At 62.3% G+C, this 14,438-nt stretch carries 11 protein-coding genes; 8 read left to right on the top strand and 3 right to left on the bottom strand.

Annotated elements, in window-relative coordinates; all coding sequences use genetic code 11:
• The first annotated feature begins 55 nt into the window (after positions 1-55).
• The 6 genes from ribH to lon all read left to right on the top strand — a co-directional run bounded on the left by ribH (position 56) and on the right by lon (position 6,654).
• Positions 56-538 (top strand): 6,7-dimethyl-8-ribityllumazine synthase, encoded by a 483-nt coding sequence (gene ribH, locus AC26AR_RS12370; RefSeq protein ID WP_043331374.1) that lies wholly within the window; start codon positions 56-58, stop codon positions 536-538.
• Positions 535-1,050, top strand: coding sequence for a transcription antitermination factor NusB (gene nusB / locus AC26AR_RS12365; RefSeq protein WP_084208057.1), 516 nt, complete (start codon positions 535-537; stop codon positions 1,048-1,050). Before ribH ends, nusB begins: the two co-directional genes overlap by 4 nt.
• A gap of 1 nt (position 1,051) precedes the next feature.
• Positions 1,052-2,080, top strand: a complete 1,029-nt coding sequence (thiL, locus tag AC26AR_RS12360) for a thiamine-phosphate kinase (RefSeq protein ID WP_488107130.1) — start codon at positions 1,052-1,054, stop codon at positions 2,078-2,080.
• On the top strand, positions 2,077-2,550 hold the full coding sequence (locus tag AC26AR_RS12355; RefSeq protein ID WP_077374989.1) for a phosphatidylglycerophosphatase A family protein: 474 nt from the start codon (positions 2,077-2,079) through the stop codon (positions 2,548-2,550). Before thiL ends, AC26AR_RS12355 begins: the two co-directional genes overlap by 4 nt.
• 65 nt (positions 2,551-2,615) lie before the next feature.
• Positions 2,616-3,896, top strand: a complete 1,281-nt coding sequence (locus tag AC26AR_RS12350) for a DUF945 family protein (protein WP_271302186.1) — start codon at positions 2,616-2,618, stop codon at positions 3,894-3,896.
• Positions 3,897-4,203: 307 nt separating this feature from the next.
• Positions 4,204-6,654: an endopeptidase La gene (lon, locus tag AC26AR_RS12345; RefSeq protein ID WP_077374983.1), complete on the top strand. Its 2,451-nt coding sequence runs from the start codon at positions 4,204-4,206 to the stop codon at positions 6,652-6,654.
• A gap of 119 nt (positions 6,655-6,773) precedes the next feature.
• Here the strand turns inward: lon and AC26AR_RS12340 are convergent, their stop codons facing one another.
• On the bottom strand, positions 6,774-7,115 hold the full coding sequence (locus AC26AR_RS12340; RefSeq protein ID WP_077374980.1) for a YegP family protein: 342 nt from the start codon (positions 7,113-7,115) through the stop codon (positions 6,774-6,776).
• Positions 7,116-7,517: 402 nt separating this feature from the next.
• On the opposite strand from AC26AR_RS12340, the gene ilvD reads away from it, so the two are divergent.
• Positions 7,518-9,362 carry a dihydroxy-acid dehydratase gene (ilvD, locus tag AC26AR_RS12335; protein ID WP_136938759.1) on the top strand — a complete coding sequence of 615 codons (1,845 nt, stop codon included), beginning with the start codon at positions 7,518-7,520 and terminating at the stop codon, positions 9,360-9,362.
• 191 nt (positions 9,363-9,553) lie between these two features.
• Here ilvD and AC26AR_RS12330 read toward each other — a convergent pair whose 3' ends face one another.
• Together AC26AR_RS12330 and AC26AR_RS12325 are read right to left on the bottom strand one after the other, a co-directional pair.
• Positions 9,554-11,119 carry a sensor domain-containing diguanylate cyclase gene (locus AC26AR_RS12330; RefSeq protein WP_488107129.1) on the bottom strand — a complete coding sequence of 522 codons (1,566 nt, stop codon included), beginning with the start codon at positions 11,117-11,119 and terminating at the stop codon, positions 9,554-9,556.
• Positions 11,120-11,769: 650 nt separating this feature from the next.
• Entirely contained in the window at positions 11,770-13,365 is a 1,596-nt protein-coding gene (locus tag AC26AR_RS12325; protein WP_488107128.1) for a helicase HerA-like domain-containing protein, read from the bottom strand.
• Positions 13,366-14,002: 637 nt separating this feature from the next.
• On the opposite strand from AC26AR_RS12325, the gene AC26AR_RS12320 reads away from it, so the two are divergent.
• A complete protein-coding gene (locus AC26AR_RS12320) occupies positions 14,003-14,362 on the top strand; it encodes a hypothetical protein (RefSeq protein WP_065392586.1) in 360 nt (119 codons plus the stop codon).
• Positions 14,363-14,438 lie beyond the last annotated feature (76 nt).

Raw genomic sequence — 14,438 nt, 5'->3', positions numbered from 1 at the left:
GTATGATTGATATCTCCGCCCCGGTTCGCCGGGGCGCTAGCATTGTGGACTGACCATGCAACCGATTGCTCAACTCGAAGGCACCTTCACCAATGTCGATGGCCGTTACGTCATCGTCGTCGGGCGTTTCAACCACCACGTCGTCGATAGCCTGGTGGAAGGCGCGGTCGATTCCCTCGTACGCCACGGCGTCGATGAGGAAAACATCGACCTGATCCACGTGCCGGGCGCCTGGGAAATCCCGCTGGCCGTCAAGGCCGTGCTGGCCAAGGTCAAGCCGCACGCCGTCATCACGCTGGGCGCGGTGATTCGTGGTGGCACACCGCACTTTGAATATGTTGCCGGTGAATGCAACTCCGCCCTGTCTCGTCTGCAGCTCGAGTTCGACACGCCGGTGGCCAATGGCGTGCTGACGGTCAACTCCATCGAGCAGGCCATCGAGCGTGCGGGCACCAAGGCCGGCAACAAGGGCACTGAAGCCGCGATGGCCGCCATGGAAATGGTCTCGCTGCTCAAGGCCATGGGAGGTGATGCATGAGCGAACGTCAGCAACGTTCCGAGCGTGAGCCGTCCAAGCAGCAGCAGGCACGCCGTGCCGCGCGCGAGCTGGCGGTCCAGGGCATCTACCAGTGGCAGATGACCGGCAAGAGCATGACCACCATCGAAGCCGAGTTTCGCGGTCAGCAGGTCGATGACGATGTCGAGCTGCACGAGAACTGGGTCGAGGTGATGCGCATCGCTGACCAGGCGCTGTTTCATGAGCTGCTGCACAACGTACCGCGTTTCCAGAAAGAGCTGGATGCCAGCATCAGCCCGCTGCTGGATCGTCGTCTTCAGGATCTCGACGAGATCGAGCTGGCCATCCTGCGTCTGGGCGCCTACGAGCTCTCCAAGCGCATGGAAGTGCCGTACCGTGTCGCCATCAACGAAGGGGTCGAGCTGGCCAAGACCTTCGGTGCCACCGATGGTCACAAGTACGTCAACGGGATCCTCGACAAGCTGGCAGTCAAGCTGCGCAGCGCCGAGGTGACCCAGGCCCGCCTGCGCTGACATGCCGGGCGAATTCGAGTTGATCGCCCGCTACTTCCAGCGCGATCTGTCCGGGGCACCGGGCGTGCTGCTGGGGCCGGGTGACGACTGTGCGCTCCTCGCCGCCGGTGATGGCATGCAGCTGGCGATCAGTGTCGATACCTCCGTGGCGGGCGTTCACTTCCCGCCGGATGCTCCGGCGTCCTCGATCGGGCATCGCGCCCTGGCGGTCAATCTTTCCGATCTGGCCGCCATGGGGGCGACGCCGCGCTGGGCGTTGCTGGCCTTGACGCTGCCGGAGGTCGACGAGGACTGGCTGCATGGCTTCGCTGCCGGCTTCCATGCGCTGGCCGAACGTCATGGCATCGCCCTGGTCGGGGGCGATGTCACACGCGGCCCGCTCTCCATCACGATCACCGTGCATGGCGAGCTGCCGCTGGTGCTGGAGGATGCAGGCCACCCGGATAGCGTATCCCGCCCCATCCTGCGACGTGATGGTGCCCGTGAAGGCGACCTGGTGGTCATCACGGGCGCACCGGGAATGGCGCATGCCGGTCTGAAGGTATGGCAGTCCGGCACGCGGGATGTGCTGGACCCGTGTCTGGCCGCCTATCTGCGTCCGGAGCCGCGTGTGGAGGCGGGCCTCGCACTGCGCCAGCTGGCCAGTGCGGGCCTGGATGTCTCCGATGGCGTGATGGGTGACCTGGCACACATCTGTCGTGCCAGTCAGCTGTCGGCGGTGCTGGAGCTTGGCGAACTGCCGCTGGCGCCGGAGCTGATGGCGGCGCTTGGCGAGCAGGGCGCGCGCGAGGCGGTCCTCAATGGCGGTGATGATTACGAGCTGCTGTTGACGATGCCGGAAGAGCATCTCGAGAGCGCCATCAACGCGCTGCGCCCCCTGAATCTGTCCTTGAGCGTCATCGGGCGCATGCAGGCAGTGGAGGGAAGCGAGCCGCGTGTCATCCTCGAGCAGGAAGGGGTCGAGCAGGCCGCCGCGGGACGCAGCTGGCAGCACTTCCCGCCGGCGGATGCCACGGAGGTGAGCTCATGAATCGTGCACCTGCCAGTGTCTGGCGTCGTCCCGTCCATTTCCTGGCCTTCGGGCTCGGCAGTGGCACGGCGCCCTTTGCGCCCGGCACCTTCGGCACCCTGGCCGCCATTCCGTTCTATTGGATGATGGCGGGACTGGGGCTCTGGCCCTACATCGCCATCGTGGTGGCCGCCTCCGTTCTCGGGATCTGGATCTGTGATCGCACCTCGAAGGATCTGGGCGTCCACGATCATTCCGGCATCGTCTGGGATGAATTCGTCGGCTACTGGATCACCATGGTCGCCGTGCCGTTTTCATGGCAGGCTGCCCTCTGGGGGTTCGTGGTCTTCCGGGTCTTCGACATTCTCAAGCCATGGCCGATCCGCTGGGCTGACCGTCGTGTGGCGGGGGGATTCGGCATCATGCTCGATGACATCTTCGCCGGCATCTTCGCCTGGTCGACCATGCATCTATGGCTGTGGCTGCATTGAACAGGAAGCGAGGCACTGCGTGGTGGGTGTGACGCTTCAACAATGATAAACAAGGGATAACAACGATGGGCAAGGGACTCGTAACTGCGGCGGCTGTCGTCGTCATCGGTGCTGCCGGCTATGTCGGTGGCGTGGCGTATTCCAGTCAGCGTTTCGAAGACGAGATGGCGCGAATGGTGGCGGAGCTCGACAGCAGCGCCGACATCAAGGCCAGCCGCGATGACGTGCAGAGCGGCTGGTTCGACTCGAGCGGTCGACTCAAGATGGAGCTTGCCACGGGGGAGCAGCAAGGGCCCGTGCGTGTCGTGCTGCCTTATGAAGCCGGTCATGGCCTGCTCTCCACCAGCATGAAGGGCAACATCAAGCTGCAGTACGGTACACCGGCCCGCGATGTGCTTTCCGAGGTCATCGGGGATGGAAAGGCCATCGCCTTCGACGGCAGCGTCGACAATTTCAGCGGTGCCAGTGATACCACGGTGACACTGCCTGTCTTTGAATGGCAGGACCCGGAAAGCGGCACGCGCTTCAACTTCAAGGGCGGCGAGCTGACGGCGTCACATGATGGCGGTGATACTCCCGAGATCACCGTCGACGGCGAGGTCTCTCCCTTCGAGATCACCAATGGTGACGAGAAGATCAGCGTCGGTACCCTGAGCCTGAACGGTCTTTATCGTGGTGCGGACAACGACTTCCGCCAGGATGACAAGATCGAGCTGGATACGCTGACCATCGACAATGGCATGGGGCAGCCGCCGGTGGTGGCGACCGATATCAGCTATTCCGGCGAGACGCGGCTCGACCCGACCGAGCTTCGCTATCTGATGAAGCTGGCCGTGCAGGACGTGAGTGCCGGTGATCAGCAGATGGCCAGCGGCAGTCTGGCGCTGTCGATCGACCGTCTTCAGGGCGCGGCGGTCTATGATTTCATCACTCAGCTGCAGGGCCTGCTGGAAGAAGCCGGCAAGCCGTTTGAAGAGCTGACGGAAGATCAGCAGGTCGCCATGCTCGAGAAGGTCGAGGCGCCGCTGTTCACCATGCTGAGCACGTCTCCTCGTCTGACGCTGGAGTCCCTCAAGGCGCGCAGCGAAGTCTTCGGTGTCGACATGCAGGGTGAGGGGCAGCTGATTCTCGATGGGGCCGGCATGACCGATCTGAGCATCGCCGAACTGCAGACCATCGAAGGGCAGCGTGCCTTCCTGGATCGCATGAGTGGACGTTTCGAGTTCCGCAATGTGCCGCCGATGCTGGCGATGATGGCGGGCATCCCGCCGGACTCCGCTGACAAGAACCTGGTGCTGACCATCGATGGGGATGCGCTGCTCGTCAATGGCAAGCCGATCTATTGAGCCAGCCTGACTGAGCCGGTCAGATTGAGCCGGCCAGACTGAGTCGGCCAGACTGAGCCGGCCTGTCTTTCACAGTTGGCTGAGCCACCTTCGGATCTGACCGTACCCTTCTGTCTGCCATCGTGCTGGACAGCTGACAAGGCCCGCCTTCTGGCGGGCCTTGTCGTATCCGTCGGCAGGTGGTGAACCGGTGCCGATAGACAGGCATCCCGTCAGACAAGTGCCCGACAGTACTTGATAAAGTGCCCGACAGACCACATTGGTGAAGATGATCGCCTCAACCGAGGCCCGGTTTCACGAGGGTTGCATGTCACGTCACGAAGATACCTCCGATCACGACAACGTTCTGTCCGGTTTTGAAGATGCCAGTCAGGAAGAGCCTGAGCATTCCCCGGGGGCTGGTGGGCTGGTACCCAGTGGTGATCAGCTGCCTGAGCGCCTTTACCTGCTGCCGATCCACAATCGTCCCTTCTTTCCGGCTCAGGTCCAGCCGCTGGTCATCAACAAGCAGCGCTGGGCAGAGACCATGGAGCGGGTCGGCAACACGCCACACCATGCGGTGGGGCTGGCCTTCGTCGGTGATGTCGAAGTCGACGAGATGGGGGCAGAGCATTTTCCCGAGATCGGTTCGGCAGTGCGTGTCCACAAGCCCGAAGATGGCCAGGATCAGGTCCAGTTCATCGCGCAAGGGTTGCGCCGCTTCCGGATCACCCGCTGGTTGTCACGCAAGCCGCCCTATCTGGTCGAGGTGACCTACCCGCGCGAGCCGGTGGATGCCGAGAGCGATGAGGCACGTGCCTACGCGATGGCGATGATCAATGGCATCAAGGAGCTGCTGCCGATCAATCCGCTGTACGGCGAAGAGCTCAAGCAGTACCTCAATCGCTTCAGCCCGCATGAACCCGGCCCGCTGACCGACTTTGCCGCTGCCATCACCTCGGCCAAGGGGCCGGAGTTGCAGGAGGTGCTGGAATCGTTGCCGGTGATGGAGCGCATGCAGAAGGTACTGCCGCTGCTGCGCAAGGAGATCGAGGTCGCCCAGCTGCAGACCGAGATCTCTCAGCAGGTCAACGCGCAGATGGAAAAGCATCAGCGTGAATTCTTCCTGCGTGAGCAGCTCAAGGTCATCCAGCGTGAACTGGGCATCTCCAAGGATGATCGCGAGAATGATGTGGATACCTTCCGCGGTCGCCTCGATGAGCTCAAGGTTCCCGAACGGGTGCAATCGCGCATCGACGACGAACTCGACAAGCTCTCGGTGCTGGAGACCGGCTCGCCGGAGTACGGCACCACGCGCAACTATCTGGACTGGCTGACCTCGCTTCCCTGGGGCATCACCTCCACCGACCAGCTGGATCTCGCCCATGCGCGCAAGGTGCTCAATCGCGACCATGACGGGCTGGATGACGTGAAATCACGCATCATCGAGTTCCTGGCCGAAGGCACCTTCAAGGGCGATGTCGGTGGCTCGATCCTGCTGCTGGTGGGCCCGCCCGGTGTGGGCAAGACCTCGATCGGGCGCTCCATCGCTCAGGCACTGGGGCGCGAGTTCTATCGCTTCTCGGTCGGCGGCATGCGCGATGAGTCGGAGATCAAGGGCCATCGCCGTACCTACGTGGGTGCCATGCCCGGCAAGCTGGTGCAGGCACTCAAGGAGGTCAAGGTCGAGAACCCGGTGATCATGCTGGATGAGATCGACAAGCTGGGGCAGTCCTTCCAGGGCGATCCGGCCTCGGCGCTGCTCGAGGTGCTGGACCCGGAGCAGAACGTCGACTTCCTCGATCACTACCTCGACGTGCGCCTCGATCTGTCCAAGGTGCTGTTCGTGTGTACCGCCAACACGCTGGATAGCATCCCGGGGCCGCTGCTGGACCGCATGGAGCAGATACGCCTCTCCGGTTACATCGCCGAAGAGAAGATGGCGATCGCCAAGCATCACCTGTGGCCGAAGCTGCTGACACGCGACAACATTCCCAAGAAGCGCATCAATCTGAGTGACGCCGCGCTGCGTCAGGTGATCGAGGGCTATGCTCGCGAGGCGGGCGTGCGTCAGCTGGAGAAGCAGCTGCACCGCATCGTGCGCAAGGCGGCGGTCAAGCTGCTCGAGGAGGACCTGCCGACGGTCAAGGTCTCGGTCAAGAATCTCGAGGAATTCCTGGGGGCGCCGATCTTCCGTCGCGAGAAGGTCCTGGCCGGCGAAGGCGTGGTGACCGGGCTTGCCTGGACCAGCATGGGCGGCGCGACCCTGCCCATCGAGGCCACTCGGGTGCACGGCCTGACGCGTGGCTTGAAGCTGACCGGCAAGCTTGGGGAAGTGATGCAGGAATCGGCCAATATCGCCTATTCCTATACCCTGGCGAATCTTGAGGCCTACGATGCCGAGGCTGACTTCTTCAATGAATCCTTCATTCACCTGCACGTGCCGGAAGGGGCGACACCCAAGGATGGCCCGAGCGCTGGCGTGACCATGACCACGGCGTTGATGTCGTTGGCCAGGCATCAGGCGCCGCGCAAGGGGCTGGCGATGACCGGTGAGCTGACATTGACCGGACAGGTGCTGCCGGTGGGCGGTATCCGTGAGAAGGTCATTGCCGCACGCCGCAGTGACATCTTCGAACTGATCCTGCCACAGGCCAATCAGCGGGATTATGATGAGCTGCCGGACTATCTGAAGGAGGGCATGATCGTCCACTTCGCGGCCCGCTACGCGGATGTGGCACGAGTGGTCTTTGACAGCGACAACGCGCAGCGCCACTGACAACGCACGGCGCAGAATGGATGGCGACATCCGACGAAAAGCAGAAGCCCCGCCAATCGGCGGGGCTTCTGCTTTTCCGTGGGGCGTCGTGTGCATGCAGACGTCACGCTCGCGGGCATTCAGGCGGTATCGAGCTGTTCCAGCACGGCGGCTTCCGGTGCATTGCGTCCGACACTGGCAATGCCGTTGTCGCGGCCGGATTCCGACTTGTACATCTGGCTGCGGCCGATCTGCTGGCTGTTGGCGGCCAGCAGCGTGAAATAGAAGCGACCATCCTTGGCGACTTCCTTCGTGAAGCGTTTTTCCTCGGCGGCGTTCTTGCGCACGGATTCCACGCCGTTCAGGCAGCCGCGCTTGTCGGCATAGCCTTGGCTCTGGAGGATCTTTTCACCGTTGCCGGCCTTGAGCGCAAAATAGAACTTGCTGTCCTTGCCGCGGGTGATGACGAATTTTCCGGCCATGGGTGACTCCTGTTCCTTGAGGGATGTCTGACACTGCCTGATATGTCGTCTTCCAGTGTAAACAGCGCCTCTCGGGGGAAACCCACGCTAGGAGTTGCGGCATTCAACGTTCGGGAGCCATCGCGGCGTCTTTCACGCTGCCGCCGCGTACATGCGATGCTATCTGGTAGGCAAGCAGGGGCGGGACATGACAGAATTGAGCTCAGGCAGATAGCGGTGGCTCACATGTCCCGCATCTCCACTGGACACCAGGTCTGCGTCTTTTCACAAGCGAAGCGCAGCCTGATCAAAACAGAAGCCACTCCCGTGCGAAGGATCACCCGGACAAGCCCCGCGCTAGGGGATGTTCTCCGTCGATCGTTCTGCACAGGAGAGTGGCCAAGCATCATTGACGAGGACACCATGCCAGAGTATCGCTCCCGTACGACCACCGCAGGTCGTAACATGGCCGGCGCCCGCGCCCTGTGGCGCGCCACCGGCATGAAAGATGGTGACTTCCAGAAGCCGATCATCGCCGTTGCCAACTCCTTCACCCAGTTCGTGCCCGGCCACGTCCACCTCAAGGACATGGGGCAGCTGGTAGCGCGCGAAATCGAGAAGGCCGGCGGTGTCGCCAAGGAATTCAACACCATCGCGGTGGACGATGGCATCGCGATGGGGCACGACGGCATGCTGTATTCGCTGCCGTCGCGTGACCTGATCGCCGACAGCGTCGAATACATGGTCAATGCCCACTGTGCGGATGCGCTGGTGTGCATCTCCAACTGCGACAAGATCACCCCCGGGATGCTGATGGCCGCCATGCGCCTCAACATCCCGGTCATCTTCGTCTCCGGCGGCCCGATGGAAGCCGGCAAGACCAAGCTGCTGGACCACGGTCTCGACCTGGTCGATGCGATGGTCATCGCGGCCGATGACAGCGTCGACGACGAGACGGTCGCCGAGATCGAGCGCAGCGCCTGCCCGACCTGTGGCAGCTGCTCGGGCATGTTCACGGCCAACTCCATGAACTGCCTGATGGAAGCGCTGGGTCTGGCGTTGCCGGGCAACGGTACGGTGCTGGCGACTCACTCCGATCGTCGTCGTCTGTTCGAGAACGCCGGGCATCGTATCGTCGAGCTGGCACGCCGTTACTACGAAGGCAACGAAGAGCACCTGTTGCCGCGTGCCATCGGTTCACGGGCGGCGTTTGCCAACGCGATGACGCTGGATATCGCCATGGGGGGCTCGACCAACACCATCCTGCACCTGCTGGCCGCCGCTCAGGAGGCCGGTGTCGACTTCACCATGTCCGACATCGACAAGCTGTCCCACAGCGTGCCGCAGATGTGCAAGGTGGCGCCGAACACCCAGAAGTATCACATCGAGGATGTCCATCGTGCCGGTGGCATCATGGGGATTCTGGGCGAGCTGGACCGCGCCGGCGTGCTGGATACCTCGGTGCCGACCGTCTATGGCGACTCGTTGTCTGCGGCGCTGGAAGAGTGGGACATCATGCGCTCGCCCACCGATGAGGTGATCGAGTTCTATCGTGCAGGTCCGGGGGGGATCCCGACCCAGACCGCCTTCTCCCAGAGCGCGCGCTGGCCGAGCCTGGATGGTGACCGCGCCCAGGGCTGCATCCGCGATTACGATCACTGCTTCTCCACCCAGGGCGGCCTGGCCGTGCTCTACGGCAACATCGCGCTGGATGGTTGCGTGGTGAAGACGGCAGGCGTCGATGATTCCATCCTTGTCTTCGAAGGCCGTGCCTATGTCTGCGAATCTCAGGATCAGGCGGTGGAAGACATCCTGGCCGACAAGGTCAAGGAAGGCGATGTCGTGATCATCCGCTACGAAGGGCCGAAGGGCGGTCCGGGCATGCAGGAAATGCTCTACCCGACGTCCTATCTCAAGTCCAAGGGACTGGGCAAGGCGTGCGCGCTGCTCACCGACGGTCGTTTCTCCGGCGGTACCTCTGGCCTGTCCATCGGCCATGCGTCTCCGGAAGCGGCGGCGGGTGGCGCCATCGGCCTGGTCGAGCATGGTGACACCATCCTGATCGACATCCCCAATCGCACCATCAATGTCCAGCTGAGCGATAGCGAGCTACATGCGCGTCGTGAAGCGATGGATGCGCGCGGCAAGGATGCCTGGAAGCCGAGCATCCAGCGCAATCGTCGTGTCTCCGCCGCGCTCAAGGCCTATGCCTTGCTGGCGACCTCGGCTGACAAGGGCGCCGTGCGTGATCTGAGCAAGCTGGATTGATTCCGTCCGCTCCGTCCCCGTCCGCCAGTGCCGCCGTGAAGGTGCTGGCGGTCAGTGCCTGTTGAAGACCGGCAGCACTGATCACAAGGCAGGATGCCAATCACATGCAAACGGCCACCCCGAGGGGTGGCCGTTTGCATGTCTGGCATTCGAAGTGATTGCTGCGCATTTCAGCCGCTCCGGGCCCTGAGTCAGTCAGTACCGGCAGGCTTTGGCGGCAGGGTGGTCAGCGTACCGGCGTCAAGCGGCATGACTGGGTCTGGATCGAGAAACCGTACCCGGTTGCATCCCTGGCGCTGGGCTTTCTTGAGCGCCTGATGGGCACGATCCATCAACTCGAGTCGATTGGCCAGTCTCATGGTGTCGGGGGCCGGATGATAGCCGGTCAGGCCGACACTGCAGGTGATCGGCCGATCCAGCCCTGACAGTTCGGCGGCGGCATGGCGGACGCGTTCGGCGAGGATGATCGCGCCGCTGGCATCGGTGCTGGTGAGGATCGCCATCAAGGAGTTGTCCTCACGCATGCACAGGAGATCGCTCTTGCGGCTGGCGTTGCGCAGGATGGATGCCACCTGCTGCAGAGGGCGTTCTCCCGCCACGTGGCCATATTCGCGCGTGTAATCCTCAAGGTCATCCACGCTGAGGATCAGGATGCACAATGGCTGGCCATGGCGTGCACTGCGCGCGATCTCGTTGTCCAGCTGTTGCTCGATCAATTCGAACGGCATCAGCTTGTCGAGTGTCGAGCCGGGGAGTCGGCCAGCGGCAGGCGAGCGAGTTTCCAGTTGGTGGCGCAGCTTGGTCAGGCTCGCTTCATGAGCACGGCGCTCGCTGATGTCTTCATGCTGGGAGAGAATGATCCCGGCGCGACTGTCGATCACCTTCAGCTCCAGCATCACGTCGATCATCTGGCCATGACGCCCGAGATAACGGTGTGGCTGCCGATATTCGCTGATGTCGCCCGTCCGCATGGCGCTCAATGCCTCGCGGCACGTCAGCATGTCCTGTGGGTGCGAGATGTCTTCCAGGGCACTGCATGTCAGTTCCTTTGGCTCCATGCCCAGCAGTCGGGAAAAGGCCGGATTCATGCGGGTCCAGTGGCCATGAAAGTCCATCAGGGCCATGGGCAGGCTGCAATGGGAGAACAGTCCTTCCATTTTCTGGTAGGCGAGACGCAGGTTGTCGAGCTCACTGCGTGTGCGCTCTTTCGCGCGCTGGACATCCAGCAGCTGGCCCAGTGCCGTGGCAAGCGTCTCCACCAGGGCTCGCTCACTGGCGGTGAAGTCCTGTTGGCGCGGTGTTTCATCGCCGAAGCACAGCGTGCCGGTCAGGCGACCTTCAGACCAGAGTGGCGCTGCCACATAGCTTTCAAAGGGCATGCAGGAATAGGCAGCGTGGGCGCGAGTGTCTTCTTCAGCGCTGATGTGGCGATGAGCCACGCAGGCAGCCTGCGCGATGACGCTGGAACACCAGGTCTCTTCCAGTGGGCATTCGCCTCCGACTTCTCGCCCAGCAGGGGGATTGACCGCCGCCATGATCTCATAGCGACTGGATTCTGCATGTCCGAGGATGGCGGTGGTCATGCCAAGCAGACGGCAACCGGCATCCAGGTGGGCTTCCACGTGGCGTTCGTGGGAGGGCTCAGGTGTCAGGCTGAGCGCCAGCAGTGCCTGCAGGTGCTCTGGCAGCAGGGAATCATGGGGGTGTCCGGCGTTGCCCGAAGGCAAGGGCACGGCAGAGAATGAGCTTGGCATCATGCGATATCCTTATCTGACATGCTGCAGGAGAGGGAGGGCTTTCCATACCACACCTCAATATACGACTTGCCGGGAGGCGTGACAGGCGAGGAAATCGATTGTCTCAACTTTTCGCAAACGCAGCGGGCAGTCTGTGCAGGCTGACAAGGGCAGAGCCCCTCAGCGAGGGTCTCGATGAGGGGCTCCGAAATGAGGGCTCCTTGCCTTCGCCATGGGTTGGCGTGTCTTCGCAAGGACGTTGATGGCGGTCTGCTGGTACTGCTCACGAGTCGTGGGCGGGAATCAGGCCGCCTCGGCCAGCGGTGGTGCCGGCTGCTGCTGAGCTTCCAGATCTTCCAGTGCCAGTTCGATACTGAACCAGTTGCTGTCAAGCCAGTGATCGATCACTTCTTCGTTCATGCACATCGTGAAGCCTCCCCGAGAGTGTTGGCGGGCCATTGAGTGTATGGGTGTGCTGCCGGTAAGCAGCACTCTCCAGTATGGCTGGTTCCGGGAAGACGCGAGTGAAGATCGTGTGATGCCTTGATGTCAGTCAAAGACAGGCAAACCTGCAGGACATTGACCATGTATGCCTACCCATGCCGAAGCGTGGGCAGCCCTTCGTGGCAGCTGGAAGGGCGAGGCGGTCATCGTCTTGCCCGGTCAGCGCGTCAACGACGTGTGAATGAGCGAAGGAGGCTGCGAATCAGGGAGCGTCCCAGCTGCGACCCCAGCGCGCGCATCACCGATTTCAGCAAGGTTTCCATGACGCCCTGGCGCTTGCGGCCACCTCCGGTGTCCCGAGAGGGCCTGGCGGCAGCGGGCGGCCGGGTGGCTTGCGCCCCTTCAGACCGGGCGTCTTCAGAATCAACGTTTTCCGATGGACGCTGGCTTGGATCACGGTCTGCCTTCCCGGGCCTGGTCTTGTCAGGCTCACGGGGATTCGTGGCATGTGAGGCTTGCGCCTGGGCGGCAAGTCGCGCCTCCAGTCGCTCATGGGCGGACTCACGATCCACGCGCTCGTCGTAGCGCCCGGCCAGGGAGGAATCGGCCAGCAGCGTGGCACGCTCCGCGTCGCTCAATGGACCGATGCGTCCTCGCGGCGGGGCGATCAGCGTGCGTTCCACCTGCGTCGGTGTGCCGTTGGCATCGAGTACCGAGACCAGAGCTTCGCCTACGCCCAGTTCCGTGATCACCTGCGCCGTATCGAGTTCCGGATTGGGGCGGAAGGTGTCGGCGGCCGTCTTGACGGCCTTCTGGTCACGCGGTGTGAAGGCGCGCAGCGCATGCTGGATGCGATTGCCCAGCTGACCGAGCACCTCATCGGGGATGTCGGCGGGTGACTGGGTCACGAAATAGACACCGACGCCCTTGGAGCGAATCAGGCGGACCGTCTGCTCCAGACGCGTCAGCAGTGCCTTGGGGGCTGAATCGAACAGCAGGTGCGCTTCATCGAAGAAGAACACCAGTACTGGCCGGTCGGCATCCCCGCGCTCGGGAAGCTCGCGGAACAGGGTGGACAGGAACCACAGCAGGAAGGTGGTGTAGAGGCGAGGGCTCTGCATCAGCTCGCGACCGTCGAGCAGATTGATATAGCCACGGGCCTGCTCTGCATGCCCGCGCGTCGCCAGCATGTCGTGGATATCCAGTGCCGGTTCGGCAAAGAAGCGTTCGCCGCCCTGCGTGGCCAGGACGTGGACCCGACGCAGCATCGCCCCCAGGCTCTGCGGACTGACGCTGCCGTAACGTGCCTCGAAGCTGTCACGCTCGCGCTCGATGTGCTTCAGCAGGCTGATCAGGTCCTTGAGGTCGACCAGCTCCAGACCCTCACGCTCGGCGTGATCGAAGGCCAGATGCATCAGGCCGCCTTGGGTCTCGTTGAGCTCCAGCAGACTAGCCATCAGCTCGGGCCCCATCGATGCCACGCTTGCGCGAACCGCGTGACCGCTCTTGCCATGGAGGTCCCATAGTCTGACGGGGGCGGCGTGCGGCTGCCAATCATCGATCCCCAGGCTGTTCAAGCGCTCATCGATGCGAGGATGGGGAGTGCCGGCGGCAGCGATGCCGGAAAGATCGCCCTTGATGTCGGCAGTGAACACCGGCACCCCCATGCGCGAGAATTCCTCGGCCAGTACCTGCAGGGTGACGGTCTTGCCGGTGCCCGTCGCGCCCGCCACCAGCCCATGGCGATTGGCCAATGCTGCGTCCAGCGTGATGTGGCCTGCCGAACCTTGTCCCGCGCGGCCCCCTATCAGCACATCTGGCATGTGATTCTCCTGTCGTGGTCAGCATGTCGGTGGCGGTGCCCGTAGAGAGGATGATGCTGTGCACTGCGAGTGGCCGCGAGGAAGTGTCCTTGCTTCTCAAACAGAGTTACAAAATGTTTCGTTGAGTAAAATACTGCAAGCGAATCCTGGGCATCCGATCGCACTGGATGGCTGCATCGTCGGGCTGGAGCCTGCTGCCGTGCTGTCCTGGAGCGGGGTAGGCGCTAATTAAACGCGACGCGACAATTCACTCTTGTACAAGTAATTCTCTGGCAGATCATTTTTCTTTCCTTCCTGTGCTTGAAACTCAGCCCAAGTAGTTCCATATCTTTAGGCATCAGACGCTGTGTGATGGAACACGCTCAATTAGATCAATGTCATCACTCGCCAGCTCGTCACGCTTTCACGGTACAACTCTAGTGACGGTTTTCGAGTGATCACGAGCTCTGACGATGTCACGACAGGATGTCTTGGCAACCCTTATCCGCAAGACGCAGGTGAATCGCTCGCCCGTCGTCTTGCCTGGCCCGGATGACAGAGGATCACTTCGATCCCGATGCATGCCGCGGCTCAACGGCAACGGTCGAGTGAATCATCTGCTCGCCTTTTGCATCAGACCGCTACTGGAGGATGGATCATGAACAAGCTGACTGCTGCACTCATCGCAACTGCCTTTGCACTGCCGACCGCCGCTGCCTATGCCGATCACCACGAATCCAGCAATACCGGTTCCGCCAATACCGGTGCTCACTCCACCAAGGTAGAGGGTGGCACAGCCGCTGGCCATGAAGGTGGCATGGTGCAAGACGATGCCGAACGCAATACCGAAAGTGGTTCTGCCAACACCAAGAAGGATTCCATGATGGTGGAAGGCGGGACCGCACAGTCTGAATCCGCCAAGCACGGCAAGGTGATGGACGAAGGCGAGGACCACATGGGTGTGAGCCCGGAGTCCGGCTCGGCCAACACTGCCGATGGCAGCATGAAGACCGAGTGAACGTCTTCTGATCCCGAGGATGACTCGGGTACGGCATGATCTCGTGGTGTGTCCGGGCAGGTCGCCAGCACGATCC

Source organism: Cobetia sp. PS-4MA, assembly GCF_057670765.1.
This window is presented reverse-complemented; position numbering and strand designations above follow the sequence as displayed.

What these genes read in the sequence shown, in the direction of transcription:
- ribH (WP_043331374.1), top strand. Translation starts at nt 56, where the DNA reads ATGCAACCGATTGCTCAACTCGAAGGCACCTTCACCAATGTCGATGGC.
- nusB (WP_084208057.1), top strand. Translation starts at nt 535, where the DNA reads ATGAGCGAACGTCAGCAACGTTCCGAGCGTGAGCCGTCCAAGCAGCAG.
- thiL (WP_488107130.1), top strand. Translation starts at nt 1,052, where the DNA reads ATGCCGGGCGAATTCGAGTTGATCGCCCGCTACTTCCAGCGCGATCTG.
- AC26AR_RS12355 (WP_077374989.1), top strand. Translation starts at nt 2,077, where the DNA reads ATGAATCGTGCACCTGCCAGTGTCTGGCGTCGTCCCGTCCATTTCCTG.
- AC26AR_RS12350 (WP_271302186.1), top strand. Translation starts at nt 2,616, where the DNA reads ATGGGCAAGGGACTCGTAACTGCGGCGGCTGTCGTCGTCATCGGTGCT.
- lon (WP_077374983.1), top strand. Translation starts at nt 4,204, where the DNA reads ATGTCACGTCACGAAGATACCTCCGATCACGACAACGTTCTGTCCGGT.
- AC26AR_RS12340 (WP_077374980.1), bottom strand. Translation starts at nt 7,115, where the DNA reads ATGGCCGGAAAATTCGTCATCACCCGCGGCAAGGACAGCAAGTTCTAT.
- ilvD (WP_136938759.1), top strand. Translation starts at nt 7,518, where the DNA reads ATGCCAGAGTATCGCTCCCGTACGACCACCGCAGGTCGTAACATGGCC.
- AC26AR_RS12330 (WP_488107129.1), bottom strand. Translation starts at nt 11,119, where the DNA reads ATGATGCCAAGCTCATTCTCTGCCGTGCCCTTGCCTTCGGGCAACGCC.
- AC26AR_RS12325 (WP_488107128.1), bottom strand. Translation starts at nt 13,365, where the DNA reads ATGCCAGATGTGCTGATAGGGGGCCGCGCGGGACAAGGTTCGGCAGGC.
- AC26AR_RS12320 (WP_065392586.1), top strand. Translation starts at nt 14,003, where the DNA reads ATGAACAAGCTGACTGCTGCACTCATCGCAACTGCCTTTGCACTGCCG.